Annotated in this window: 21 protein-coding genes; 9 read left to right on the forward strand and 12 right to left on the reverse strand. The window is 44.5% G+C overall.

Annotated elements, in window-relative coordinates; genetic code table 11:
* Positions 1-29 precede the first annotated feature (29 nt).
* A complete protein-coding gene (locus FSB76_RS14220) occupies positions 30-200 on the forward strand; it encodes a DUF1059 domain-containing protein (protein ID WP_147054390.1) in 171 nt (56 codons plus the stop codon).
* 418 nt (positions 201-618) lie between these two features.
* Positions 619-1827, forward strand: a complete 1209-nt coding sequence (locus FSB76_RS14225) for an acyltransferase family protein (protein WP_225976513.1) — start codon at positions 619-621, stop codon at positions 1825-1827.
* Between the two features lie 346 nt (positions 1828-2173).
* Here the strand turns inward: FSB76_RS14225 and FSB76_RS14230 are convergent, their stop codons facing one another.
* Together FSB76_RS14230 and FSB76_RS14235 are read right to left on the reverse strand one after the other, a co-directional pair.
* Positions 2174-3082, reverse strand: coding sequence for a helix-turn-helix domain-containing protein (locus tag FSB76_RS14230; RefSeq protein WP_147054392.1), 909 nt, complete (start codon positions 3080-3082; stop codon positions 2174-2176).
* Positions 3083-3205: 123 nt separating this feature from the next.
* Positions 3206-3970, reverse strand: coding sequence for an SDR family NAD(P)-dependent oxidoreductase (locus tag FSB76_RS14235; protein ID WP_147054394.1), 765 nt, complete (start codon positions 3968-3970; stop codon positions 3206-3208).
* A gap of 278 nt (positions 3971-4248) precedes the next feature.
* Between FSB76_RS14235 and FSB76_RS14240 the strand changes: the two genes are divergently transcribed.
* Positions 4249-5574, forward strand: coding sequence for a vanadium-dependent haloperoxidase (locus FSB76_RS14240; RefSeq protein ID WP_147054396.1), 1326 nt, complete (start codon positions 4249-4251; stop codon positions 5572-5574).
* Between the two features lie 14 nt (positions 5575-5588).
* The gene (locus FSB76_RS14245; protein ID WP_225976514.1) at positions 5589-7631 is read left to right on the forward strand and encodes a glycosyl hydrolase family 95 catalytic domain-containing protein; all 2043 of its coding nucleotides are present in this window, start codon (positions 5589-5591) and stop codon (positions 7629-7631) included.
* Positions 7632-7864: 233 nt separating this feature from the next.
* Here the strand turns inward: FSB76_RS14245 and treF are convergent, their stop codons facing one another.
* A complete protein-coding gene (gene treF, locus FSB76_RS14250) occupies positions 7865-9457 on the reverse strand; it encodes an alpha,alpha-trehalase TreF (RefSeq protein ID WP_147054398.1) in 1593 nt (530 codons plus the stop codon).
* 210 nt (positions 9458-9667) lie between these two features.
* On the opposite strand from treF, the gene FSB76_RS14255 reads away from it, so the two are divergent.
* Both FSB76_RS14255 and FSB76_RS14260 read left to right on the forward strand, forming a co-directional pair.
* Entirely contained in the window at positions 9668-11401 is a 1734-nt protein-coding gene (locus FSB76_RS14255; RefSeq protein WP_147054399.1) for a glycoside hydrolase family 13 protein, read from the forward strand.
* Positions 11402-11670: 269 nt separating this feature from the next.
* Positions 11671-12144: a carboxymuconolactone decarboxylase family protein gene (locus FSB76_RS14260; protein WP_147054401.1), complete on the forward strand. Its 474-nt coding sequence runs from the start codon at positions 11671-11673 to the stop codon at positions 12142-12144.
* Positions 12145-12471: 327 nt separating this feature from the next.
* Here FSB76_RS14260 and FSB76_RS14265 read toward each other — a convergent pair whose 3' ends face one another.
* From FSB76_RS14265 to FSB76_RS14305, 9 genes are all read right to left on the reverse strand, one after another.
* Entirely contained in the window at positions 12472-13443 is a 972-nt protein-coding gene (locus tag FSB76_RS14265) for a quinone oxidoreductase family protein (protein WP_147054403.1), read from the reverse strand.
* Positions 13444-13512: 69 nt separating this feature from the next.
* The gene (locus tag FSB76_RS14270) at positions 13513-14097 is read right to left on the reverse strand and encodes a Crp/Fnr family transcriptional regulator (RefSeq protein ID WP_147054405.1); all 585 of its coding nucleotides are present in this window, start codon (positions 14095-14097) and stop codon (positions 13513-13515) included.
* A 279-nt stretch (positions 14098-14376) separates the two neighbouring features.
* Entirely contained in the window at positions 14377-14988 is a 612-nt protein-coding gene (locus tag FSB76_RS14275) for a hypothetical protein (RefSeq protein WP_147054407.1), read from the reverse strand.
* 74 nt (positions 14989-15062) lie between these two features.
* Positions 15063-15419 (reverse strand): VOC family protein, encoded by a 357-nt coding sequence (locus FSB76_RS14280; protein WP_147054409.1) that lies wholly within the window; start codon positions 15417-15419, stop codon positions 15063-15065.
* Between the two features lie 67 nt (positions 15420-15486).
* Positions 15487-15912, reverse strand: coding sequence for a VOC family protein (locus FSB76_RS14285; RefSeq protein WP_147054411.1), 426 nt, complete (start codon positions 15910-15912; stop codon positions 15487-15489).
* Positions 15913-16121: 209 nt separating this feature from the next.
* The gene (locus tag FSB76_RS14290) at positions 16122-16808 is read right to left on the reverse strand and encodes a DUF2461 domain-containing protein (RefSeq protein ID WP_147054413.1); all 687 of its coding nucleotides are present in this window, start codon (positions 16806-16808) and stop codon (positions 16122-16124) included.
* Positions 16809-16822: 14 nt separating this feature from the next.
* Entirely contained in the window at positions 16823-17986 is a 1164-nt protein-coding gene (locus FSB76_RS14295; protein WP_147054415.1) for a metallophosphoesterase, read from the reverse strand.
* A 449-nt stretch (positions 17987-18435) separates the two neighbouring features.
* Positions 18436-19125, reverse strand: a complete 690-nt coding sequence (locus FSB76_RS14300) for a LytR/AlgR family response regulator transcription factor (protein WP_147054416.1) — start codon at positions 19123-19125, stop codon at positions 18436-18438.
* A 9-nt stretch (positions 19126-19134) separates the two neighbouring features.
* Positions 19135-20625 carry a sensor histidine kinase gene (locus FSB76_RS14305; protein WP_147054418.1) on the reverse strand — a complete coding sequence of 497 codons (1491 nt, stop codon included), beginning with the start codon at positions 20623-20625 and terminating at the stop codon, positions 19135-19137.
* 471 nt (positions 20626-21096) lie between these two features.
* Between FSB76_RS14305 and FSB76_RS14310 the strand changes: the two genes are divergently transcribed.
* The 3 genes from FSB76_RS14310 to FSB76_RS14320 all read left to right on the forward strand — a co-directional run bounded on the left by FSB76_RS14310 (position 21097) and on the right by FSB76_RS14320 (position 26874).
* Positions 21097-24084, forward strand: a complete 2988-nt coding sequence (locus tag FSB76_RS14310; RefSeq protein WP_147054420.1) for a SusC/RagA family TonB-linked outer membrane protein — start codon at positions 21097-21099, stop codon at positions 24082-24084.
* A gap of 23 nt (positions 24085-24107) precedes the next feature.
* Positions 24108-25697, forward strand: coding sequence for a RagB/SusD family nutrient uptake outer membrane protein (locus tag FSB76_RS14315; RefSeq protein ID WP_147054422.1), 1590 nt, complete (start codon positions 24108-24110; stop codon positions 25695-25697).
* Between the two features lie 85 nt (positions 25698-25782).
* Complete coding sequence (locus FSB76_RS14320) at positions 25783-26874, forward strand: phosphatidylinositol-specific phospholipase C1-like protein (RefSeq protein WP_147054424.1); 1092 nt, start codon at positions 25783-25785, stop codon at positions 26872-26874.
* The last annotated feature ends 60 nt before the right edge of the window (positions 26875-26934 follow it).

A 26934-nucleotide genomic window follows, 5' to 3' on the forward strand; every position in this document is an offset into this window, starting at 1 on the left:
AAACAATCACCATTAAAACAATCAAAGTTATGAAAACACTACACTGTGCCGATGCCGGCTTTACCTGCGATGCTGTTGTAACCGCAAACACCGATGAAGAAGTATTAACCATTGCCGCCGAGCATGCCCGCACCGTTCACGGTACCGAAGTAACACCCGAAATGGCCGAGCAGATAAAAACGCTTATCAAAGAGGCTTAGTCGTTCCGTTGAACGAAGGCGAAGACTCGATCAGCCCCGATGCATCGGGGCCGCCCTCTGTTCACTTGCGGTAGAAAGAGACGATTTGTGCTTAATTGCTTATTAGTCAGTAATTTATATATTGGTGATTTTCAAGCCCTTCTTTCCGGCGAAGCCGAAGAGAGGGTGGCGGGCGCAGCCTCGCCGGGTGAGTTTTCGCCGCCATGTGATATCCGTTATATGTAGCACAGTTGCCTCCCCCGCCGGCTACTGTGTGTAAACATCTTTTGGAAACGTACCAATAATAATAAAAAAATGTCATTTCCTTTTGTTTTAGAGATATGTACACGCGGTAGCCCCGCCGGGGGATTATTTTTTTGATCCGGGCGCTTAAAAATCAAGCAATTATCGATATTGCATGTAAATAAACCCCTGGCAAATGAAAAACTCTCCTGCAGCAACAGAAACTGCGAAAATTGGCAGCAGCCGGCTAATTTCGGTCGATGCGTATCGTGGTTTTGTAATGATGCTGATGATGGGCGAGGCGCTATCATTTAAGGAAGTTTATAGCAAGCTGCCAGGTAGTACGTTTTGGAGTATCCTGGCCTTTAACCAGGACCATGTTGCCTGGGCGGGCTGTTCGCTGCATGATATGATCCAGCCATCGTTTTCATTTTTGGTTGGCCTTGCTTTACCTTTTTCAATAGCCGGCCGCATGGCTAAAGGCGATAAGTTCCCCGCGTTGTTAAAGCATGCTTTGCTGCGGTCGGTTATACTTATTGCCCTGGGCATTTTTTTGCGTTCCATGTGGTCTAAGCAAACGTATTTTACTTTTGAAGATACCCTAACCCAGATAGGTTTGGGGTACACCTTCCTTTTTTTACTGGGTTTTTGTACACAACGGATCCAAATTATTGCATTCGTTGTAATTCTCGTGGGGTATTGGGCAGCTTTTGCAGCATACCCTTTGCCTGGTAGTAGCTTTGATTACGCCGCGGCAGGTGTGCCCCAAAACTGGGAACATAATTTTACAGGTTTTGCCGCGCACTGGAACAAAAACACCAACCTGGCCTGGGCTTTTGACCGCTGGTTTTTAAACCTGTTCCCCCGCGAAGCTGTTTTTACCCACAACAATGGTGGTTATGCAACCCTTAGCTTTATACCAACCCTTGGCACCATGATTATTGGGTTGCTGGCCGGCAACCAATTGCGTAAAGGCACTGCACCGTTTGTTTTGGTGCGCCGCTTTGTGGCAACCGGGCTTGGTTTAATAGCCCTTGCTGCTTTATTACACTTTACAGGTATAGCCCCCATTGTAAAACGGATATGGACGCCCGGCTGGGTGTTGTTTAGCGGCGGATGCTGCTTTTTGCTGCTTTCCTTTTTTTACGGCGTTATTGATGCAGCGGAGCACAAAAAATGGCCCTTGCTGCTGGTGGTAATAGGCACAAACTCCATAGCGGCCTACGTGCTGGCCGATGGTTTTGGCTCCTTTATCAGGCAGAGTTTATATATCCACCTGGGCCAAAACTACGATATGATTTTTGGCGATGCTTACAGTACACTCATTAAAGGCGCGCTTGTGCTGGCAATACAATGGCTCGTCCTGTTTTGGATGTACCGTAAAAAAATATTTATTAAAATTTAAGGCAGACAAACAGATGCCATGCAATATCAATCAGGCCCTTCTGGGGCCCGAAAGTTTTACAGCGCTCATTGATACATCCAATTTTCCTGTCATCCTGAGGAACTACCAGCTATGCGAAAAAAAACAGAGATGACATGGTGACAAATGGAGTCACAAAATATAAAGATAATTACGAAGGATTGAAAAGCCGCTCACCAAAAGCGGCTTTTTTATTGACAATATTTGCCTCGACTTATTAAGACACTTTATTACGCAGGGACACTCTTCTGCAAGAAAGGACGGGAGTTTTATAGCAATAAAGCTCGTAGGTCGCCCCTTTTTTCCAAGGGCAGGCGAAAATTTCCCCCTACGATCTGAACGCCACCGGTGTAAACGAAGTTTGTTTTTTAAAGTATTTAGAAAAATGCGCAGGGGCATCATAACCGAGTGCATAGGCAATTTCGCTTACGCTCCAATGTGTTTGTTTCAGTAGTATTTTGGCCTCCTGTATTATCCTGTTGCTAATAATTTCGGTTGTAGTACTGCCTGTAACCTCTTTTAGTACCTTGTTAAGGTGATTAACATGTACGGCCAGCCGGTCGGCATAATCTTTGGCGGTTCGTAAACCAAGTTTTTGGTGTGGCGGCTCAAGCGGGAATTGTCGTTCCAGCAATTCGATAAACAGGGAAGATATCCGTTCAGACGCGTTTTGCGCAGTACTTATGGCCAGCATCGGCTGTAGTTTTTGCCCGTAATGTATAAGTTCTAAAACCAGGGTGCGTAAAAGGTCATATTTATACTGGTAATCGGCATCAAGCTCCCGCTGCATCTTCCTGAAGATGTACTCAATTTCGTTTATTTCTGTTTCAGAAACCTGGAAAACCGGTACCTGCCCGGGTTGAAATATGGGCAATTCATCCAACAATACCGCCGACTTGCCTGGCGAAAGAAAGTCGGGTGTGAAAATACAAAACATACCGGTTTGGTTACCATCTTCGGGCAGCCAACGATAGGGGATTTTGGGCGTAGCAAAAAGCAGGGCGTTTTTCTGTATATCTATTATCTTATCGGCATACTCGGCTTTGCTTTTGCCCCTTAACCAGCTAATTTTGTAATACGCCCGGCGGCTATAGGGCATTATTCTTTCTCCGGTCGCTTTATTAAACAACTTTTCGGCTTCAAAAACATTAAAATGGCCAAGCTCTTTACTCGTCTCACCATGAAACGATGCGCCATTCCGGTGGTAAAAATCTTCGAGGGATGTATTGGTGATCATGCTGCTTTTCCGAATTTAAAGTTATCAATTTAATGTATTGTTATTAGCAATTGCCATTAGCGGCAGGTAAAAGCAGGGCGCACTATTCAATCAAGTACTGCCCTGCTTTTTTATTGAATTTTATTATACCAGCATGCCGCCCGAAGCTTCGACGCGTTGCCCGTTTACCCAGCGTGCATCGTCTGTACACAAAAAGGCCACTACGCCGCCAATATCTTCGGCCACAGCCGGCCTGCCTAATGCGGTTACCGAGCTTACTTGTTTTTGTGTTTCCTCACTTGCGCGGAAGTGCCCGCCGCCAAAATCTGTCATTACCGCGCCGGGCGCCACAGTGTTGGCCCTAATGCCCCTGGCGCCTAACTCTTTGGCAAGGTAACGGGTAAATACTTCAACGGCGCCCTTCATAGCAGCATAAACCGACGACCGCGGAAAAGATACCCTGGTTAAGCCGCTGGATATGTTTACAATGCCCCCACCATCATTTATCAGCGGGATTAAGCCTTGTGTTAAAAAATAAACACCTTTAAAATGAATGTTCAGCAGTTCATCAAAAAACTCATCGGTAACCTCTTCAATTAATTTATACCCCCCGATGCCTGCGTTATTGATCAAAAAATCAATACGGTTTGCACCAAAAGTATTGGTTAACACGTTTTTAAGCTGATCGACAAAAGTACCAAAGCTTTTAATGTCGCCGGTGTTGAGTTGCAGGGTTGCGGCTTTTCTGCCGCTTTGTTGAATTTGATTAACTACATTTTGCGCCTCTGCCAGTTTACTGTTGTAGGTGAGTATCACATCAATGCCCTTTTCGGCAAGCCGAAGTGCCATATCTTTGCCTAAGCCACGGCTGCCACCGGTTACCAGGGCTATTTTATTTTTACTTTCCATTTTTAATAATTTTTATGATACAAAATTGTTGATAGTGACAGTATAGCCGTTTGTAACAATCAATCGGTTACTTGTATAATTCAAATGATATTAACGCTGCCGCTCTGTAATGGTTTGTTAAATTCGGGCGGCTTAAATTGCACCAAAAAATCACATAAAAACCCCTTTTTTTATGCCGGAGTATAGGATATAAAAGCCTATATTAGCTGTCAATCAATGCAAAAAGCAGAAGGATTATCCTCTTTGTCCGGCTTGTTTTTTAACCTATTTTATAATTTATGAGATCCTTTCTATTTTGTATTGCAGGCGGGCTATTTTTACTCTCCTCCTGCAAAAAGCCCGAGTACCAAAAAGTAATGCACGATCCTGAACTGTACCGTGTTACCGTAAAAAAACTTAACGATATTGTGCTGGAAAATAACTTTCCGCCGGTTACTGCTTCACGTAATTATGTGTATGCCAACATTGCGGCGTACCAGGTTATTGCGGCCGGCGATCCGGCGCATTTCAGGTCGTTATCCGGCCAAATCAAACATTTGCCACCAACGCCAAAGCCCTCAAAAGATACCACGGTTGATTACCAGTTTGCATCGCTGCTGGCATTTTGCTTTGTGGGTAATGCGGTAACGTTTCCGGAAGGCAGTATGGACCAGTATGTAGATGGGCTTAAACAAAAAGCAAAAGATGCCGGTATGCCCGATGATCTTTTTGAAGGATCGGTAAATTATGCCAATAAAGTGGCCAAATCTATTATGAAATGGAGCAAGGGCGATAATTATTTAAAAACCCGGTCGGCCAGTAAATACACGGTAAAACAGCAGGATGGCCGCTGGATCCCTACGCCACCTATGTATGCACAGGCACTGGAAGCACACTGGGGCGAGATAAGGCCAATGGTTTTGGATTCTGCTTCGCAACTAATCCCGCCAGATCCTCCGGCTTTTGACGTTAAAAACAAAAACGGAAGGTTTTACCTGCAGGCGCTTGAAGTAAAAAATATTGTTGACAGCCTTACCACCGAGCAAAAACACCAGGCCGATTTTTGGGACGACAACGCATTTAAGCTGAATGTAGTGGGACATGCCTCATTTGCCACCAAAAAGTTTTCGCCTGGAGGCCACTGGATGAATATTACCGGAACAGTTACCCGTGCAAAAAAGCTTGATTTTAACACTACAGTGAGTGTTTACACCGAAACTGCTATTGCATTATTTGATGGTTTTATCAATTGCTGGTATTTAAAATATCGCTCAAACTATGTGCGGCCCGAAACTATTATTACCAAATACATTAATGCTGATTGGCGGCCATATATCCAAACCCCGCCATTTCCCGAATACAGTAGCGGGCACGCCGTGATATCATCAGCCGCCGCCGAGGTATTGACCAGCAAGTTTGGCGATAATTTTGCTTACACCGATTCCTCGGAGATGGAATTTGGGATAGCGCCGCTATCGTTCAAGTCATTCAGGGAAGCCGCGAAATCAGCAGCGATGTCGCGGGTATTGGGCGGTATCCACTTTAAAAACGCCTGTATTGTGGGCAATAAACAAGGTGCCGAAATTGGACAGCTGGTGGTAAAAAAACTACAGTTTAAAAAATAACATATACGATATTGATGATGAATAAGGTATCAAAATGGCTGATGTTGCTGGCCTTTGTTGTTCCTGTTGCAGCCAATGCACAGGGTGCCGACCCATGGACGGTTAAAGCAGATAAAATAGACCCTGCAAATTATTACGGCATCACCGTTGCCAATGGGATGATAGGTATTGTATCGGCCCCCGAACCCTTTAAGGTAAAAAATGTGGTGCTGGCAGGGGCATATGACCTGTATGGCAGGGGCAGGGTAAGTAATTTTTTAAACAGTTTTAACCTGTTGAACATGTACTTGGAGATTGATGGCCGACGTATTGATGCCAAAAATATCAGCAATTTTAAGCAGGAGCTGGATATGCAGCATGCCGCCTTTACCACCACGTTTGATTATGGTGATAAAGCTACCATCAAATATACTTACTACTCCTTGCGCCAATTGCCTTTTACCGTATTGATGGATGTGGCCGTTACAGCCAAAAAGGCCATCAATATAACATCGGCCAGTGTAATGGAAGCGCCGGATGCCTTAAAAGAGGTGCAAAACTATTATAACGAGATTGACCGGCCGCATGTAACCATCAGCCTGTTAACCTCTACAGCGAAGAGCCCAACAGGCAAAATGCAGTTATGCGCGTCCACTTCGTTTTTATTTAACGAGCCCCATGGCCAGGAACCGCGCATTATTCACGAAATGTGGGATAATAACATGCACCTGATGAAATTTAGCAAAGCGGTTGCCGCAGGCGAAACTTATAAATACGCGGTTACAGGTTCATCCATAACTTCGGCACACCATGCCGATCCCTTAAACGAGGCGGAACGCCTTACTATTTTTGCCAAACTGGAAGGCCGCGACCGCCTGATCAAATTCCACAACAAAGCCTGGGACGACCTATGGGCCAGCGATATCCAGATTGAAGGCGATGCGCAGGCACAACAGGATGTACATAGTATGCTGTATCACCTGTATTCGTTTTCGCGGGCGGGTACTGCTTACTCGCCGTCGCCAATGGGGCTTTCGGGTTTGGGTTATAACGGCCACATTTTTTGGGATTGCGATATCTGGATGTACCCCGCTATGCTGGTGCTGCACCCCGAAATTGCTAAATCAATGGTTGAATACCGTTTTGAACGTCTGGATGCAGCCCGTAAAAATGCTTTTTCGCATGGTTATAAAGGTGCTATGTTCCCCTGGGAAAGCGCCGATAGCGGGGTAGAGGAAACCCCTGTTTGGGCCTTGAGCGGTCCGTTTGAACACCATATTACTGCTGATGTTGCCCTTGCTGCCTGGAATTATTATTGTGTAACCCAGGACAAACAATGGCTGCGCGAAAAAGGCTGGCCCATACTATCGGCCACAGCCGATTTTTGGGCAAGCCGGGTTGAACGTAATGGCCCCGGGCATTACGATATCAAAAACGTGGTAGCCGCTGATGAGTGGGCCGAAAATATTGATAACAATGCCTTTACCAACGCCGCCGCTATAGCCAACCTGCAAAACGCCGCCGCCGCCGCCAAAATATTGGGCGAAAAAGCAGATGCCGACTGGCAGCTGGTAGCACAAAATATTCCCATCCTGAAAATGGATAACGGTGTAACCCGCGAACATGCCACCTACAACGGCGAAGGTATTAAGCAAGCAGATGTTAACCTGCTGGCCTACCCGCTGAAAACGATAACCGACGCCGGCCAGGTTAAAAAAGACTTGGAATACTACGAAACCCGTGTACCCAACGAAGGAACTCCGGCCATGACCCAGGCTGTTTTTGCCCTGTTATATGCCCGCCTGGGCAACGGCGATAAAGCATACCATTTTTTTAAAGACGCTTACGAGCCAAACCTAAACCCGCCATTTCGCGTAATTGCCGAAACCAAGGGCGGTGCTAATCCCTATTTTGCAACAGGCGCTGGCGGTATTATCCAAAGCTTGCTCATGGGTTTTGGAGGGTTGGATATAACCCCCACAGGTATTACACAGTTAAAAAGCAAGCTGCCTGTTAACTGGAAATCGTTAAAGATAACCGGTGTGGGGATGGATAAGCTAACTTATATTATTAAGTAATATTACCAATAACACAGTTGAAACATCTAAATGAAACCTCGCGACAGGTGAAATATTTTTTCTCTCTCTCGCGGGGTTAGCACAGCGTAACCCGTGAGTAAATCTGGCGTAAGCTTCCAGCTTACGTTGCCAAATTGTAAATACATTTAATTTGAACACGGTGCGGCTAAAAGCTGCAGCCAGGTTGTGTCACGAGTTGAAACCTCGCGACAGACGAATAATACATACAATTATCAATTCTGATTTTCCGGCAAATCTTTGCTTTCATGTTCGGTATCAATATGGTAACGGTTAATCAGGTGCAGCAGCACGCCGTTGGTCCAGCCGAAGCCGTCCTGTAACGGGTATTCGCCGCCGCCGGCGGTAAGCTTGGTATCAACCACATTATATTTTTCAAGCAGTTTGCCCGTTTGTTTAAATACCCTGATGTTTAACCGTAGCCAGCGCGTGGCAATTTCTTTGGCCAGGGCGTTGTAATGATAGTTCTCCAGGCCATCAATGGCCATATACTGTAAAGGCGCCCAGCCATTTGGTGCATCCCACTGCTGGCCCGAGAAGTTTAGGGTAGTAACCAATCCCCCTGCTTTCAGGAAGTTGTTTTTTAACCCCTCAGCTACCAGGCGGGCCTGCTCATCAGTAGCTATTTTAAATTCCAGCGGAAATTCGGCTGCCAGGGTAGGTATGGTTGATAGCTGGTTTAGCTGCCAGTTGTAATCATCAAACCAGCCTGTTTTTTGGTTCCAGCAGTACTTTAAAATGGCGGCTTTACGGCGGGCCGCCCTTTCGCGGTATAGCTTGGCCAGCTTTCCATTATAAATTTGATTAAGGCTGCGGGCTATGGTAAGTTCAAGATTATACAGCAAGCAATTCAGATCAACCGGTATCAGGTTGGTGGTTTGTATGGCTGGCAGTTTGCCCGATGCATCAAACCAGCGCGTGCTAAAATCCCAGCCCGAGGCTGCGGCTGCCCTGACGTTATGGTAAAATTGTGGCAACGGTTGTTGGGTTTCTTTACCGGCTGTTACATCCTGTACAAATGATTCCTCGCGTGGCTGGTCGCTTTCGTCCCAGTAACGGTTCAAAAGTTCGCCGCCTGTCATTCTCACAACCCTGTGCGAGGCCTGGTTAGCGGCCAAACCTTCCCAGCCCTGCATCCAGTACTCATATTCTTTGATTAATTGCGGCCTGAAATGGATTAATACTTTCTCTCCTTCATTTTTTGCCAGCAGGTTTACCATCATGGCAAAAAATGGTGGTTGCGACCGGGTAAGGTAATAAGCCCGGTTACCGTTGGGGATAAAACCATACTTGTCAATCAGGTAAGCAAAATTCTCAACCATGTTATGAATCACCTTTACCTGGTGGCTTTCCTGCAGGCCCAGCATGGTAAAGTACGAATCCCAGTAGTAAATTTCCCTGAACCTGCCACCCGGTACTATATAGGGGTTTGGCAAAGCCAGTGATGACGAAAATGGCTTGGCCTCATCGGGCCGGCGCTGTAAAACATGCCATAAGGTATCAATATGTTTGCGGATACCTGCTTCAATATCTGTTTGAAACGAGCTATGCGATACCGGCATATCAAAATGTGCCAGTACAAATGTTTTAATATCAAAGCCAGGTTTATCCTTTTCATCCTGGTAAGCTTTCATGATCATGGCCGGATCCTGTTTGGGCACAGCATCTACAAAAGTTTTATTATCCGGAAAAATCCGGCCCAGCTGAACGGCTTCAAACAAGCCTGGAAATTGTTGCCGCGGTGTTAGCGTTTGTGCTTTAACGCTAATGGTAAAAAATAAAAACGCGAGTAAAAAAAGTCTTCTCATGTAATGTATTGATGCGCCTTTTTAAGGGTAAGGCAGTGGGTTTATAATAGTGTATAAATTTAATGTTTTTAAGTATAAATGTGTATCATCAACACTATTAATTTGCTGCGTTTTTTAAACATATTTTGCAGCATGCGTAAAATGTTATAACTTGAACTTTATTACCCGGAATGCCAATTTAACCTGCTGCTGTTTAGTTATTTACTGATCATGAAAATTTTTAACCCGCTTATCATAAGTGCTGCCTTTTTGCTATTGGGCAGTAATTACAGTTGTGCCCAAAACAGCCTGCCCCACAAAGACAGCCTTGACCGTAAATGGTGGAAAGAAGCTGTGGTTTACCAGCTTTATCCGCGCAGTTTTAATGATGTGGATGGCGATGGCATTGGCGATTTAAAAGGAATAATTGCAAAGCTTGATTATATAAAAAGTTTAGGCGTTGATGCCGTATGGCTTAACCCCATATATGGGTCGCCAAATGACGATAACGGTTATGATGTGAGCGACTACCGCGACATTATGAAAGATTTTGGCACCATGGCCGATTTTGATGCCATGCTTAAAGGCATGCATGCCCGCGGCATAAAACTGGTGATGGACCTGGTGGTAAACCATAGTAGTGATGAGCACGAATGGTTTAAAAAAAGCCGCAGTTCGCGCAATAGCCCTTACCGCGAATATTACCATTGGTGGAATGCCGAAAAAGGCAAACCGCCTTACCGTTATAGCCTTTTTGATGTAAACCATGATGCATGGCGGTATGATTCGCTTACCAATGCCTATTACCTGCATTATTTTTCGCGCAAGCAACCCGATCTTAACTGGGAAAACCCCAAGCTAAGGCAGGAAGTATACGATATTATGAAGTTTTGGGGCGATAAGGGGATTGATGGTTTCAGGCTGGATGCGTTCCAGTTTGCGGCAAAAGATACCACCTTCCCGGCTTTCCCGAATGGGTTTGAAAAAAACTTTACCCAATATTACGGTATGCAGGGTAACCTGCATGGTTACCTGCAGGAAATGAACCAGCAGGTTTTAAGCAAATACAATGTAATGAGCGTAGCCGAAGGGGCCGGCAATACGTTTGAAGATGCACACAATTTGGTTGATGCCGACAGGAATGAACTGAATATGGCTTATGCCTTTGAAGCCGTGGATATAGCTAAACCCGATGGCTATAGCGTGTTGCATTTAAAGCAGATATTTACTAAATGGGATAGCGCGTTTGCTGCAAAAGGATGGCTATCTATTTTCCTGGCCAATCATGACCAGGCGAGGCTGGTTACCCGGTTTGGTAACGATAGCCCGGAGTTTAGGGCGGTATCGTCAAAAATGCTGACAACGTTTTTAATGACCATGCGCGGTACCCCTTATTACTACAATGGCGACGAACTGGGAATGACCAACGCCGGGTTTAGCAAAGCCGAAGATTATCGTGATGTGCAAACCTTGAACGAATACCAGCGCCAGAAAAACCTGGGCACCGATATGCAAAAGTATTTACAGCGCATGAGTTTTGAAAGCAGGGACAATAGCCGCACACCCTTTCAATGGAACAATAGTAAAAATGCAGGCTTTTCGACCGGAAAACCATGGATTGCTGTAAATCCCAATTATACAACGATTAATGTAGCTGCCCAGGAAAAGGATGGCAATAGTACCCTTAACTATTTCAGGAAAGTTGTAAAATTACGCAAAGATAATCTTGCATTGGTATATGGTAAATACACCTTGCTTGATGGCCAAAACGCCGATACTTACAGCTATACCAGGGAACTGGATGGTAAAAAATTGCTGGTATTATTAAATTTTACAAGCAATGTGGCCACAACCAACACCGGGGTAGATTTTAGTAAAGCCAATGTTTTATTGGGTAATTACCCTCAATCTTCAAAAAACGGAACGCTTAAACCTTATGAAGCGGTAGTTTACGAACTGAAATAAAGTATTTGAAATCAGTTATTTGATTGCCCATGGCTGCGTTTATACCTGATGGCGAGGTCTCCGTTGTGGCCTTTTAGTTTTTTGTAAAACTTCATATTATTTTATTGGATAATCATCGCCGCTCTTGCTGGCACCATGCTTACGGGCTACAGACATTGGAAAAATGGGGTGGAAGTATTAATTGGGTATAATTATTCTTTTAAGCATATGTCCTATTCTGTATATCTCAATCGCTATTAGGGCATAAGTAAACACCAATAAACAACACCATGAAACAACGACTCAATGTTTTTGAAAAAGGCCAGGGCGCTATGAAAGCTTTGTATGGACTGGGCATTTACCTGGCTAAGTCGCCGGTTGAGCAACCGCTTTTAAATTTAATTTATTTCAGGGTATCGCAGGTTAACGGTTGTGCCTATTGCCTGGATATGCACTCAAAAGACCTGCGTGCTAATGGCGAAACCGAACAACGCCTGTATATGTTAAATGCCTGGCGGGAAGCCCCTTTTTACACCGATAGGGAACGCGCCGCATTGGCGTGGGCCGAAGCTTTGACAAAAATTACAGGTGGCCCCGTACCCGACGAAATTTACGCAACAGCCCGCGAACAGTTTACCGAGGAGGAGTTGGTTGATTTAACTTTGGCTGTTATCACCATTAACAGCTACAATCGCGTTAACCTTGCATTCCCTAATGTGGCCGCTGTTGGTACGTACAAAGTTGGCGCACACGCTGTTCAATAATTAGCCAGGCTTAAGGTAGCAAATTGAATATCTTAATTAAATAAGCCCGGCTATTATCTTTTGAAATACCCGGGCTTATCATATAATTCTTATCGACGTTTAGCTGGTTTTAGTTTTACGCCTTAAAAACCTGGTCGCTAATTTTTTTGCCCTTGCCGAATTTCGAAATTTCAGGACAATAACCGACCACGCGGCAATCAATAATGCAGCAATCATAACGTTGTTGTCAAAGTGTTAGTGAATGAGGATACAGAAGCTGATAGTGTATTGATTTGAAAATAAATACGTTATTGCCTTATTTGGGGCTTCTGTTCCAACGGGATAGCATCAAATAGTTACAACCAGTCGCTGCCCGTCGGGTACATCTAAATTCCAAAGCTCGGCAATGTCTTCGAGTTTAACGTTGATGGTATCTACTTTTAGTTTCCCTTCGGCTGCAAGGGCAAACATTTCGGGTAGTATGCCTGTAAAAAGCTGGCTAACCTCCTGTTTTGACCAGGCACCAAGCCCCGATCCGGTGAGCTGAAGATCGACGCTCCGCAAATTGGCGGCAGATAACTGGATGATATCACCCGCCATGCTGCCAACCGATACATACCGAATCTTGTTTGTAAATGAACCGTCGCCCTTTAAACAGGCAAGTATCATTTCGGCGATATGGCCCCACAGGTAATCTATAATAACGTCAATGGGTGTTTGTGCGTGTATAGCCTTAATACGGGCCATAAATTGTTCATCATCCTGCAAAACAGAAACCGCCTCATCGCCACCCATCGTCAGCAAGTCATCAAGCGATTTTTGATTTCTGCCGGTTACAATCACTCTTTTTGCACCATAATGTTTGGCAATTTGAACGGCTACCCGGCCTGTAAAACCGGTAGCGCCATTTACCAGCACCACATCGCCCGGCTTAATACCGGCTTTAAACTGTAAACCCATTGCCGCGCCTATTACGGCGTTGGGTAAGGCTGCTGCAGCCGCATCATCAAGTTCATCGGGTATTTTTACTATCCGGTCTTTATGAATGGTCGCTTTTTCAGCCAGCATACCGCTTATTGCCATGCCGTATACCCGCGTTCCATCTTCCAGCAGGCAAACGCCGTCGCCTCCAATTACCCGGCCGCTTGCCGCGGGCTCATTGCTTGAATAGTGTTTGCCGGCGGCGTGCCCTTTATCAAAGTGTTTAATGGCTACTGCTTTTACAGTTACCAATAGCTCATCGCTATTTTGAATTGCCGGCTCCGGAAAATCAACATATTGAGGTAATTCCCCTTTTTGATACATTACTGCTGCTTTCATCTTTTTATTTTTTGTTAAGACAAAATTAGCCGGAAAGGAAGCCCCCAACGATAACATATGTTATCAAGTTCAGAAATGTAATTTGCCTTTTGCAAGCTTGCTTTTAATACGGCTTAAGTGTACTTTGCTGATACCCAAGTATGATGCGATATAGTGTTGCGGTACCCGCTGTACAATATGAGGCCTTTCGCTCAGCAGTTTTTGATAACGCTCTTCGGGCGTATCCCTGATGAAAGAAACAAGTTCATTGATGTAATGGGATTGCCTGGCGGCAGATAGCCGAAGGGTCAACTGTGCAAAATCGGGCTCCCGGCTTAGTTCATCCATCAATTGAGTTACATATTGTTTGGGAAGTAAATAAACTATGGAGGGCTCTATAGTTTCAACCGTGAACGCACTTGGAGTATTATTGACAAAACTTTCGAGCGAAGCGAGGCCTTCATCCTCAAAAAAGAATTGTACAGTTTTGTCGTCCCCCTTGTTGTAAAAAAATGCGCGCACACAGCCTTTTTCAATAAAAATATAATTTTGTGATACCTTTCCTTCTTCCAGCAAAATGGTTTTTGCCGGTACCTCCAACCGTTTCTGATATTCCAGGTACTTATCCCAAAAAGGATTCAATTGAGGGAACTTATTTTTGAAATGGAAAATCATAACCTGTATAATTAATATGCTAAGATAAGTTCCCTGCTTATAAAAGCCAGACATTTATAAAACGAGGCAGGAAAATCACTTTTAAAAGTTGACAATGGAAAAAGGTAGCTCCTAAGGAGCAAAAAATGTTGAACTATTCGTTTTCTACAAACAGGTAGCCGCTACGCGGCAACTTAAAAGTGTATTATTTTATAAAGGCGACCGTTTGTAGCTGAAAAAGTTAAAAGCGATTTCCCTGTAAAAACGAAGTGTGAAACCCGGCATTAACAATCAAGAGGCTTAAACAGTCATTTGCGGCAGATAGCCCGCGCTAAACGCGTTGACCGTTGATCGGGGTGTGAGTACAGTAACCAGGCCCGGCTTTACTGGTAAGCCCGGTTTTTCATACCCGGCAGGCGTCCAATGATGAAGCTGGTTATTGGCTACCAGGTAGGGTTCGCCATTAACTTGTATGAAAGTACCGTTGGGCAGGCCTTGTAAATCTTCATCAAAAGTTACCTTGTTGCCGTTTTTATCTATCCTTTCCTGGTGTGTAATCTCGTCGATTTTTCCAATGGCGGTTTTATTATCAAACCCATATCCGGGATTGCCCTTAAGCCATGCTGTTTTAAACTTGTTGGCATCATCGCGGCGGCATTCAAAACAAGGGCGATGGCCGGCAGCAAAAGCGGTGGCCTCATCCAAAAAGAACAGTTCTGTCCACAAACCCGGCGACATCACCTCGCGGTGCCTGCCTTTAAACTGCAACAGGCAGGTAATCCAGGCTTTAAGCTTAAAGGGGCGCAGTATGGTTTTGGTATTACCATGCAACTGACCGCGGTTACCTATCCAGGCACCCCGTGCATTTGTTTTGATAATATCGCCATGAGGGTTTACCCGGTTTTGCAGCATGCTAAATGATTATATGGTTTATTCATCAACTAAAAAAGCTTTCTGCCATAGGCTTTCAGCTTTCAGCTCCTTCTCTAATCGCAACTGATATTGTGACCCACCCGCAAAAAGTGCCCATCGGGGTCTTTTACCAGCATCTCGCGCATAAACCAGGGTTTATCTTCGGGGGGCGATAAAATTATAGCACCTTTTTCTTTAATAGCGGCATAATATTCATCCACATTATCAACATTAAGGCAAAGCCATGTTCCGGCATGGCCCTGGTCGCCTTTGCAAAAAAAGATGGTGGTGTCACCTGTCAACGCGCCGCCAAATGTTGGCGGGTCGTCCCATGTCCATTGTTCTTCAAAACCCAGTACCTGTGTATAATAGGCCAGGCTGCGTGCAACATCATCAGAATAAAGTATGGGGATAACCGATTCTATTTTCATGAGAGAAGAATATGTATACGAATATATTTAATATAGCGGATAACCTGTCAATTATCGCAACGTGTTATTATTCATTTTTCCAGTCCGAATATTTAGTTTCCTCCGGTACATTTGTCGGGCTTTCAAAATCCAGGTTATAGCCGTCGGGATCCTTTATGGTAACAACCCACATATTGTTTCCAACAAAAGGCTCATTGGGGTTAAGGCCATGCCGCTCAAACTCGTGATACAATGCCAGCGCATCCTGGCACTGAAAGCAAACAGATATCCCCAAACCTCGCCCGGGCATGTCCTTATGCAGGGTTTGCAGCATAAGAGCACCGCCGCCGCGCTGAAGCCAGCACCATTCTATTTTATCTTTTGGTACCCATTGATTAATCAGCGTAAAGCCTAATCCTTCCACATAAAAGTGTAATGACCGCTCCATTTCGGTGATCATAAAAAATGGCACTGCTTGCGTAACATTGGGAGATTTGGTGGTTTGACTGGCCATAGCGGGGATGGTTAATGGTGGTGAATACCACAAAGTTAAGGTGTTGACGTATTTTGGCAAATAACATTTTAAACCTGGTTTAGGTTGTAGTCTCCCGCGTTCAGGCCAGCGGAAAGGTCTGGATTTGGTTTGATTAGCATGGGGGAGACGCAAAGTATTGCGTTTCTACAGTGACGAAAAATATAATGGGCATAATTAGCGGTTTCCCCCTAATCAACCATCCCATTAATATCCGTCACTAACACCTCGCTCATATAATCTAAAAAGGGGCGCATATCCCGTAATGCCTGGCAAACACTTTCAAAAAAGCCGGCACTCAAAAATTCTTCATCGGTAAAGCGGTGTACAACCAGGTATTGCTTGTACCGCAACAAGTCGATAGCTTCATGATCGGGGGGGTAACCTTTGGGGGTGGTTTTCACGGTTTCGCCGCGTAAGGTGCCAAAGCTTTTGATAAAAACCGGGCTGTTGATGATTTTGCGCAACGGCTTATCATCAAAAGCAATGTCATCCCTGATGCGTTTTAAATCGGGCGGGTTGGGCGCCCAAAATCCGCAGGCAATAAAGGTGTTTCCGGGCTCAAAATGGTAATAGTAGCCGCCGCGCCTGTATTTGGTGGCGCGCCTGAAACTGCCGCTCCAATTGGTTTTATAAGGAGTTTTATCTTTACCAAACCGGGTATCGCGGTAAATGCGGTGCATGCTTTTTTTGCCGGTTGGCGTTTCAATAACATCGTGCAGGTTTAAGTTGGCCAGTATGGCATCCACAAAGCCTTCCACAAAACCAAGCTGTTGCTGGTAAAACTCCTTATGCGCGGTAAACCATTCCCGGTTATTGTTATTTTTCAGGTCGTTTAAAAAGTCGATAGCAGAAACGGGCAATACTGGTTGACTCATGGCGTCAAAAATAGCTATTTACGCCTTAAAGTAAGCACAGCAATTTCGGGCCAGATGCCAATACGGCCTTTCAGCCCAAGGAAACCGAAGCCACGGTTTACATATAAATATTTGCCGCTTTGTTCATACAAACCGGCCCATTGCTTGTACACATACTTAATGGGGCTCCACTTAAAGCCAAACAATTCAAAGCCAAATTGTGCACCGTGCGTGTGGCCAGACAAAGTAAGGTGAACGTGCTGGTGGTGACCCATAGTTACCGCATCCCAATGCGATGGATCATGCGACATCAGTACTTTAAAAGCATCATTCGGCACGCGCGCGGCGGCCTTTTCCAAATCGCCATATTTATGAAAACCGCCCTTACCCCAGTTCTCTACCCCGATAAGTGCCAGCGACTCGCCGTTTTTATCGATGGTTAACGATTCATTTAAAAGCAGGCGGAAGCCTATTTCTTTGTGCACGTTTTTCAGCCGCTGCAGGTTGGCATGTTTGTCGTTCACATTATCCCAGCGCATATAATCGCCATAATCATGGTTGCCCAGTACCGAATATTTGCCATAAGGGGCTTCCAGTTTGGCAAAGGCCGGTATCCATGGATCCATTTCGGCAGCATGGTTGTTTACCAGGTCGCCGGTAAATAATATCATATCGCTTTTTTGGGCATTCACCAGGTCGAGGCCTTTTTGTACACCCTCGGCATCGCTGAAACTGCCGGAATGAATATCGGATAACTGGGTGATGGTAAAACCATCAAATTCTTCGGGCAAATCGGGGAAGTACAATGTTTCGCGCCTTACTTTGTAATAATGGCGGCCGCGGGTAACACCAAACAGCAGCAGCAGGAAAAATACGCCGGCTATAATAAGCACAAACTGGCTTACGCCCACGCTATGCGGCGGAAAGCCACGGACAAGGCGCGTAACATCCTCCAGTAATAAAACAATGCTACCAATAAGTTTGGGCACAAATGATAACAGCATTAATGCCATTAACCACGATATAACTTTCGTTTTACCTGTAAAGGCGCTGAAAACGATAGTGGCGCCCAGCAAGCCATCAAAAAGCCAGTAAGCCAGGTAAATCGTTGTATTGGCGGTAAGGGTTTGTACCGCCGCAAAAAAATAAACATCAATGATAAGCCATAGCAATACAATGGCAGGGACTCTTTTCTTCATATTTAGGTTAGACGAACAAGTATCAAAAAGATTTTAAACATTTAAACTTCATTGCGTTAAGATGACAAAAGGGGTATTCCTTTTAAAAATTGTAGAAACGCATAATTGCGTCTCCCGCAGGATATTCAGAATTTGCATGGTCGGATTTGCATGGGGGAGACGCAATTATGCATCTCGAAAAAAATGTACTTGATAATCAATGTATTATAACTATGTCATTATAAGGAGCGAAGGATCTGTCAGCTTTGCATGCCCGATAGAAAAGTTGGCGGATAGATGCTTCGTCCCTAACCATGACATATCCAATTTTCCTGTCATCCTGAGGAACGAAGGATCTATCAGCTGTGCATAACCGGTAGAAAAGTTAGCCAATAGATCCTTCGTTCCTCAGGATGACGGTAGTTTTTTTTTATATGTCAATCCCCTTCAGAATCCGCGGATTGAGCAATTTAGGATGACAAAGCACGGAATACGTCATAAGTAGCCCCAATGGGAATGCTGTGCTCGTTGATATTGATTTGCGCCCTGTCAAACCGGCTGATTTTATCGCGGGCAACTATAAAGGCCCGGTGCGTACGGATAAACTTTTTGGCAGGCAGCATCAGCAGCATATCGGTAATGGTCATCCGGGTACTTAATGAGCTATTGCCCTGCAGGTATATTTTAGTATAGTTGCCGGCAGCCTCAATAAATAAAATCTCATTCAGCTTAACTTTAATCTGCTCGTACCCATCTTTTATAAATATAGCTGCTGTCTCTTCTTCTCCTCCGCCGGATTTGCTGCGCAAAATATACAACTCATGAGCTTTGTTACATGCCTTTAAGAAACGGGGTAACGAAAACGGTTTAAGTAGGTAATCAACGGCGTCCAGCTCAAAGCTTTTTACAGCATGTTCGGAGTACGCAGTGGTGAAAATAACCATAGGCGGGTTAGCGATGCTGCTTAAAAAATCAATTCCGCTGATATCGGGCATTTTAATATCGAGAAATAGCAAATCTGTTTTGTTTTTTTGCAGATAGGTTAGCGCGTCAAATGCATTAGTAAATGTTTCCTTCAGTTCAATAAAGGGAACTTTGGCCGCATGCGATTTTACTACATCAAGTGCTATGGGTTCATCATCAATGGCGATGGCTATCATCCTTTAAAATTAATTATTAATATCAAGCTGCACCGTCAAGTGTATAAAAAACTCCCTGGCGTTCTCGCGGATAACCAGATCGTGGCGGTTTGGATAAAGCAGCGCAAGCCTTTGTTTTACATTCTCGAGCCCAATACCGCTTTGTCCTTTCTCGGGGTCGTTGTCATGGCGTATGTGGATGCTGTTGTGCACATCAAAGTAAAGCGTATTGATATCGGTTTGCAGGGTAACTTTTATGTGCGATGGGTTTTGCAGGCTTATACCATGTTTAAAAGCATTCTCCACAAACGGAATCAGCAGCATTGGGGTTATCATGAGCGAGCCCTGGTAGTCCTCAATCTGGGTTTCAATAATGATAGACGATGAAGCAGAAGTGCGCAGTTTTTGTAGCAGGATATAGTTTTTAAGATAATCAATATCCCGCGATAACAGAATTTTGTCGCGCACGTTCTCTTCCAGCATAAAACGCATCATATCGCCCAGTTTTTGAATGCCTTCGCTGGTACGCTCGGCATTCTCTTGCAGGGCAGTGCCATAAAGTGTATTCAGCGCGTTGAATAAAAAGTGCGGGTTAATTTGCGATTTTAAAAAGTTAAGGTTAGCATCCGATTGGCCAAGTTCGGTTTTAAGCGTTTTAATTTCCTCGTCTTTTTTAGCGTTGCGCCTTTTATAAATATTGCGGGCCACCGGCGTTATAATAAATAACTGTGTTAAAAAATTGAGAAAAACCAATGTGGCTATGTTTCCATCGTCGCCAACGTTAATAACCAGCACAAATATTGCCGCGGGCCTGGTTAATCCGTTCCCCCCTTCAAAAGCCAGGCAAATAAGATACAACACCAGGGATGAGAGCAAAGCAAGCAGGAACATGCGGAAGAGATAATAGAGGATATTCTTGTTTTTTAACTTCTCGGCCGGCAGCAGCACATACATGGCATACAGGTATAAAACAACGGCGGCGGCAGCATCGAACGAAGCATAAAGCCGCAGGGTAGGTGGTGTAGATAAATACAGTAAACCAACATTAATTAATATCCACGATGCGGTAAGTAAAGCGGCTTCATAATATAAAGCGCTATCGCTGTTTTGGCGATTGCGGTTAAAATAAATGAACAGTATTTTAAGGGCGAGTAAGGCTGTGAAGTATATGCTTATTATTCCTGCTAAATAACAGAGCACTATAAAAATAAAAATGAACAGCGAGCCTTTTAGCGTATCTCCGCCTTCGCCCTCAAAAGCCGGGGCAAGGTAAAAGCAAAGCAGCAGATAGATGATAAACGTTACCAGGTAACTAAACAATACGGGCATAAGTGTGGTACTCAATGCTGTGGGGGCAATAAATTGCTGCCCCGCCCGCAGCATGTTATTGGCTGTTATTTGGTTATCCCTAACAACATCAAATATCGAAAGCAGCAGTGCAACTATAATGCAGCCGGTTACCACCCAAAACTCAATCCGGGTTACATCGTTTTTAAACTTAAAGGTTATTTGCTTAAACATTGCTTTTGTGATTTAAGGTATATGTGTTTTGCTTTACAATGGTACAAAAGCTATTTATCCGAATAATTAAAATGTGATAAACCACCCCAAAAATGTGACGAATGCTGTAGTGGGCAGGTTTCAGAGCAGCACCGATTATTATTGCTCCATGATATCCCAAATCCTCCCGGCTCAATTTAATGTAATATTTACACGCCCGGAAAGTCTCTTAAAGCATTGTTAATCATCAGTTAATATTAAGGACTTTAAAAAAGATGTTTTATTTTTGTATTTCCCTAAAAATCAGGCATAATTTTATTTAATTTGGTTTTATAACCAATTATTTATCCGGCGCCTATTTGCCGATAAGTTAACATCTGTTTTATTTCATGCTAACAACATAAGCGTTTTTTTGCACAAAAATATCGTTGGCTAATATTCTTTGGGCCGGCAATGATCTTACACAAAGGGGTATAAAATTAAATCAACACTATGAAAAAAAACTACAGATTCATTTTAAGGCTATTTTACGACGCTCGGCAAGTAGCCGGGCTGCTGCTTTTTATGCTGATAGCCTCTGCAAGCGCATTTGCGCAAAGCACCCAAATTAAAGGTACCGTTACCGACGAAACCAATGCCCCCCTGCCCGGCGTTGTGGTAACCGTTAAAAGTACGGGCAAAGCTACCACAACCAACAGTAATGGTATTTACCAGGTTACGGTTAGCGGTGCTGATGACGTTTTAAGATTTACGTTTTTAGGCTCGGTACCAAAAGATGTAACTGTGGGTGGCAGAACTGTTGTAAATATTACCATGGTTACCGATACCAAACAGCTTAAGGATGTTGTTGTTATTGGTTATGGTACCGCAAGCCGTAAAGATGTAACGGGCGCAATTACATCGGTAAAGGCCGAAGATTTTAACCAGGGGGTATTAACTACCCCTGCCGAGCTTTTGCAAGGTAAAGTAGCGGGCTTAAACATTACCAAAAGCGGCGACCCTAACAAACAACCTGCAACTATTTTAAGGGGGCCTTCAACTTTCCGTACAGGGGCGGCGCAACAGCCATTTTATGTAATTGATGGTGTCCCGGGCGCATCCATTGATCTTTTAGCTCCTGCTGATATTGAAAGTATAGATGTGTTAAAGGATGCATCGTCAACAGCCATTTATGGCTCGCGCGCTTCAAACGGTGTGATTATTGTTACCACACGCAAGGCAAAAACCGGCCAAACAAGGTTAACCTATAGCGCCTATGGCGCCATGGAAAAAGTATCAAAAAACATTGATATGCTAACCGGCGACGAGCTGCGTAAATACCTGGCCGATAACGGCGTAACACCACTAAAACAACCATTGGACGATGACGGATCAAATACCAACTGGCAAAAACTTGCCGAACGTACCGGCTATTCGCAAAATCATAACTTATCATACGGAGGCGCCGGTACAAACTCGGAGTATGGCGTAAGCGTAAACTATTTGAAAAATAACGGCATCCTGAAAAATACCAGTCTTGAACGTACCATTTACAAAGGCTATATTAACCAGCGCTTTTTTGATGACAGGCTTAGGTTAAATTTAACATTAACCAACAGTGCTACCAAAAACAACGATATTGTACAGAGCCAGATATTATCGGGCATATTATTTTACCTGCCTACTGTAAGCCCGTTTAACCCGGACGGAACCTACAAAGAAAACTTTGCCCGCACAGGCAGTGGTACGTTAAATCCGTTATCATTAATTAATAATAACTTTATTAAAACCGATAACAACAAAACCCTGATAAACGGCATGGCCCAGGTTGATATTGTGAAAGGCTTAAAGTTTACGCTTACCGGATCGACCCAAAAAGAACAAAACAACGTAAATACGTATTATAACAGCCAATCGGGTATTGCTGTTGGTGCAAATGGTGTGGCTAACCGTGCCGCTTATACCAATACCAGTAATGTTGTTGAGGCATATTTTAACTACGATAAGGTATTTGGCCAGCACTCCCTTAAAGCATTGGCCGGTTACTCATACCAGCAGGACCGTACCAATGATGGTTTTGGCGTACAAACCCAGGGGTTTTCAAATGATAATTTAACGTACAATAACCTGTCGTTCTCAAACCCTACAAGTTTGTCGCAAATTATTTTTAACCCGGCTTATATCTCAACCTTAAGGTTAATATCTTATTACGGTCGCGTGCAATACCAGTATGCCGATAAATACCTGTTACAGGCTTCATTAAGGGAAGACGGCTCGTCGGGGTTTGGTTTAAACCAACGTCATGGATATTTCCCGGCAGCTTCTGTGGGATGGAAGATCATCAGCGAAAAATTTATGGAAGGTATGCCGGTGATCAGCGATCTGAAGCTGAGGGCTGGTTACGGTGTATCTGGTAACAGCCTTGGTTTTGATGCTTTTACTGCACGATTGATATATGGCAGCGGTGGTAAATTTTTAAGCAACGGGGTAATCACCAACTCCATTGGCCCTGTACGTAATGAAAACACCGATCTGAAATGGGAAAGTACAGCAACCACCAACATCGGGTTGGATTTTGGGTTCCTGCAAAACCGGATTACCGGCTCGGTTGATTATTATATCAAAACAACGTCCGATTTGATCACCGATTATTCGGTGTCATCAACCCAGTACCCTTACCCGGTATTAACGGCCAACGTTGGTAAAATAAAAAACAGCGGTATTGAGGTTGTGCTGAATGCCATCCCCGTAAAAACCAACAGCTTTACCTGGCGTACATCGTTCAACGTATCGCACAATAAAAACGAGGTGGTTAGTTTATCAAACAACCAATTTACCATCAACAATATTTTAACTGCGCAGCTGGGTGGTAAAGGCCAATCATTTTTAAGCAGCCAGATTATACAGCCAGGTTACGCAATTGGCACCTATTACCTTTGGCACTACCTGGGCAAAAACGAAAACGGGGTAAGTACTTATCAAAAAGCCGATGGATCAACCACCGCTTCGCAACCGCTTACAACAGACCAGCGGATTACGGGTAGTGCGCAGCCTAAAATGATTTACGGCTGGAACAACAGTTTCTTTTACAAAAACTTCGATCTTAATTTCCTGTTCCGCGGTGTTTACGGCAGCCAGATATTGAACGCGACGCTTGCGTCGTTGAACAATCCGGCCGATTCAAAATTCCAGAATATCCCCAGGTACACCCTTGGCGAATCGTATAAAGATATCAATGCTTACCTGGTATCAGATCGCTATTTAGAGAGCGGGTCATACCTGCGTTTGGATAACGCCACACTGGGTTACACTATTAAACCGCACGTTCAGGCTATTAAAAGTTTGCGTTTTTATGCTTCGGGCAACAACATCTTTATCATTACCAAATACAAAGGTGTTGATCCCGAGGTTAATATTGGTGGTTTAACCCCCGGTATCGATAATAAAGACTTTTATCCTAAAACACGCACGTTCAGCCTGGGTGTTACCGCGTCATTTTAAAAAATTCAGTTAAATAGATACAGATGAAAAAGATATTCATATTATGTGCGGCCATACTTGCCATTATAAGCACATACTCGTCATGCACAAAATTAGATGTACCTGTCGAGTCGCAGTACGTAAAAACAAACTTCCCGGTAACCGATGCGGATTATAACGCCTTGTTAGGTACCATTTACTCTAACCTTTCATCGCAATACGCGGTTCCTTACTGGCGTATGCAGGAGCTATCTACCGACGAGGCTATTTTGCCCGCCCGCGATGGTAACTTTGACGATGGGGGCCAGTACAGGCAATTACACTACCACAGCTGGACATTTGATCACCCTAACGTAACAGCCATTTGGCAATGGGGTTTTGGCGGCGTTAACGCCTGTAACCGCATATTGGGTACTATTAAAGCCTCGTCATCAACTGATGCCAAAAAGGCCTCTTCATCTGCCGAGGTTAAGGCTATGCGCGCCCTGTACAATTACTTCATGATGGATTTGTATGGCAATGTGCCTATTATTACCGATTTCCCGGTAACTACGCCGCCTTCAACCCAGCCACGCGCCAAGGTATACCAGTACATTGAAAGCGAATTACTGGCTGCATTACCGCTTTTGCCTGTTAAAACAAGCAGTAATGCTGCTTTATATTATGGCCGCCCAACCAAGGCTATGGTTTTTGCTTTGCTGGAGAAAATGTATCTGAACGCCCAGGTTTATACCGGCACCGCTAACTATACCGGCGCGGTTGCCATGGCCGATAGCGTTTTAAAAAACAACAACTACAGCCTTGATTTAAAATACCGCGACATATTTTTGCCGAATAATGGTCCGCAGATTAATGAGACCATATTTGCTATCCCTTATGATCAGCAAATTCCGGGCAACCAATTTACCCGGTTTGGCTTTTTCTATTACCTGGCGCAGGCATATGGTTTTAACGTGGGTTTAAGTATTGCCATGAGCACTACGCCCGAATTTTACAACCGCTTTAACCTGCCAAGCGATGTGCGGTCGAAGACATGGCTGGCCGGGCCGCAGTTTGCACCCGATGGCGCAGGCGGCTTTACAACCACGCCGGTATATTACCCGGGCACAACCACGCAGATTTATATTGAGCCGAAACTAACCCTGGTACCGGGCAAGCCCATGGATTTGGGTAATACTATAGCGGCGCAGTCGGAAGGTGTACGCTCGATGAAGTATTATCCTGACCCTACCATTATACAAGCCACCCGCTTAAACGGTAACGATGTACCTGTTTTACGCCTGGCCGATGTGATGCTAATGAAAGCCGAAGCCATTTTGCGAGGTGCTACAGCAACGGTGGTAAACGGCGAGCTGCAAACCCCGGATGTTTTGATAAACAAGATCCGTACACGTGCAAATGCCCCAACAGGTGCGGGCTTTACACTGGATGATTTATTGGATGAGCGCGCCCGCGAGTTTTCATGGGAAGCATGGCGCCGTAACGACTTGATCCGTTTTGGTAAATTTGAGGTAGAGTATCCGCTACCAAATGACGTGCTGAGCATGAACAAGGATATAACCCGCAGGCTCTATCCTATACCGGCAACCGAAATTAAATTAAATCCTAACCTGGTGCAAAACCCGGGCTATTAATAAATGGTGACAGATAGTAAGCGCAAGGGACACGTCTTTTGCGCTTATTTCGTTTTAATTTGATAGCTAAAAATAATATAACACTATGAAAATCATTAGCGGCTTACTGATCAGCCTGTTATTCCCCCTGGCGGTTTTAAAAAACGATCCGGATGATATTACCATTAACAAAATACAGGTAATAGGATCGCACAATAGCTATAAGCGGGCCATCGATCCCAAACTGTTTAAGTTTTTGCAGCAGCGCGATTCTGTTGGGATGAGCAAAATCGATTATGAACACATTGGTCTGTCAGATCAGCTTAATTTGGGCCTTGGCGCCCTGGAGATAGATGTTTATGCCGACGCTAAAGGCGGTAAATATGCGCACCCAAAAGGATTGACCTGGGCGCCTGGCCAGCCCGCGTTTGACACCGAAGGAGTGATGAAAGCGCCCGGTTTTAAGGTTTTTCATATACAGGACATTGACTACCGCAGCAATTGCCAAACTTTTAAACTTTGCCTGCAGGAGCTTAAAAAATGGAGCGATGAACACCCCAGCCATAACCCTATTTTTATTACCATGAATGCCAAGGACGAGCGGATGAAGAAACCCGGCTTTACCATCCCCGAAAAATTCACTTCGGCAACATTTGCTGCCCTCGACAAAGAGATTTTGGATAACCTGGGCAAACAATATGTAATAACCCCCGATGATGTAAGAGGCAAATACAAAACGCTGGAAACCGCCGTATTGCACAACAATTGGCCAACGCTAAAAGCCGCCAAAGGCAAGTTCATTTTTATTTTGGATGAGAAAGGTGCGAAAAGGGCCGCCTATATTGCCGGTCATCCATCATTAAAAGGCAGGGTGTTATTTGCCGATGCTATGCCCGGCACGCCCGAAGCCGCTATCCACATCATGAACGACGCTAAAAAAGATCTTGTTGCAATAAAAGCGCTGGTAAAAAAAGGCTACATTATCCGCACCCGTGCCGATTCGGACACCGAGGAGGCCCGCAACAATGATAAAAGCTCGTTTGTGGCAGCGCAAAAATCGGGCGCTCAAATTATCAGTACCGACTACTACAAAAAAAGCACTCACTTTAAATCAGATTACGTGATCAGTTTTGCTGATGGCACCTATTTTAAAGTTGATCCTTTGTTTAAGGCGACAGCGGCTGTTGGCGCAAAATAACAAGCATATTATAACTAATAACGGGAGCCCTGGATCTGATAGTCCGGGGCTTTTTGGGCT

Source organism: Mucilaginibacter ginsenosidivorax (assembly GCF_007971525.1).
Classification (GTDB): domain Bacteria; phylum Bacteroidota; class Bacteroidia; order Sphingobacteriales; family Sphingobacteriaceae; genus Mucilaginibacter; species Mucilaginibacter ginsenosidivorax.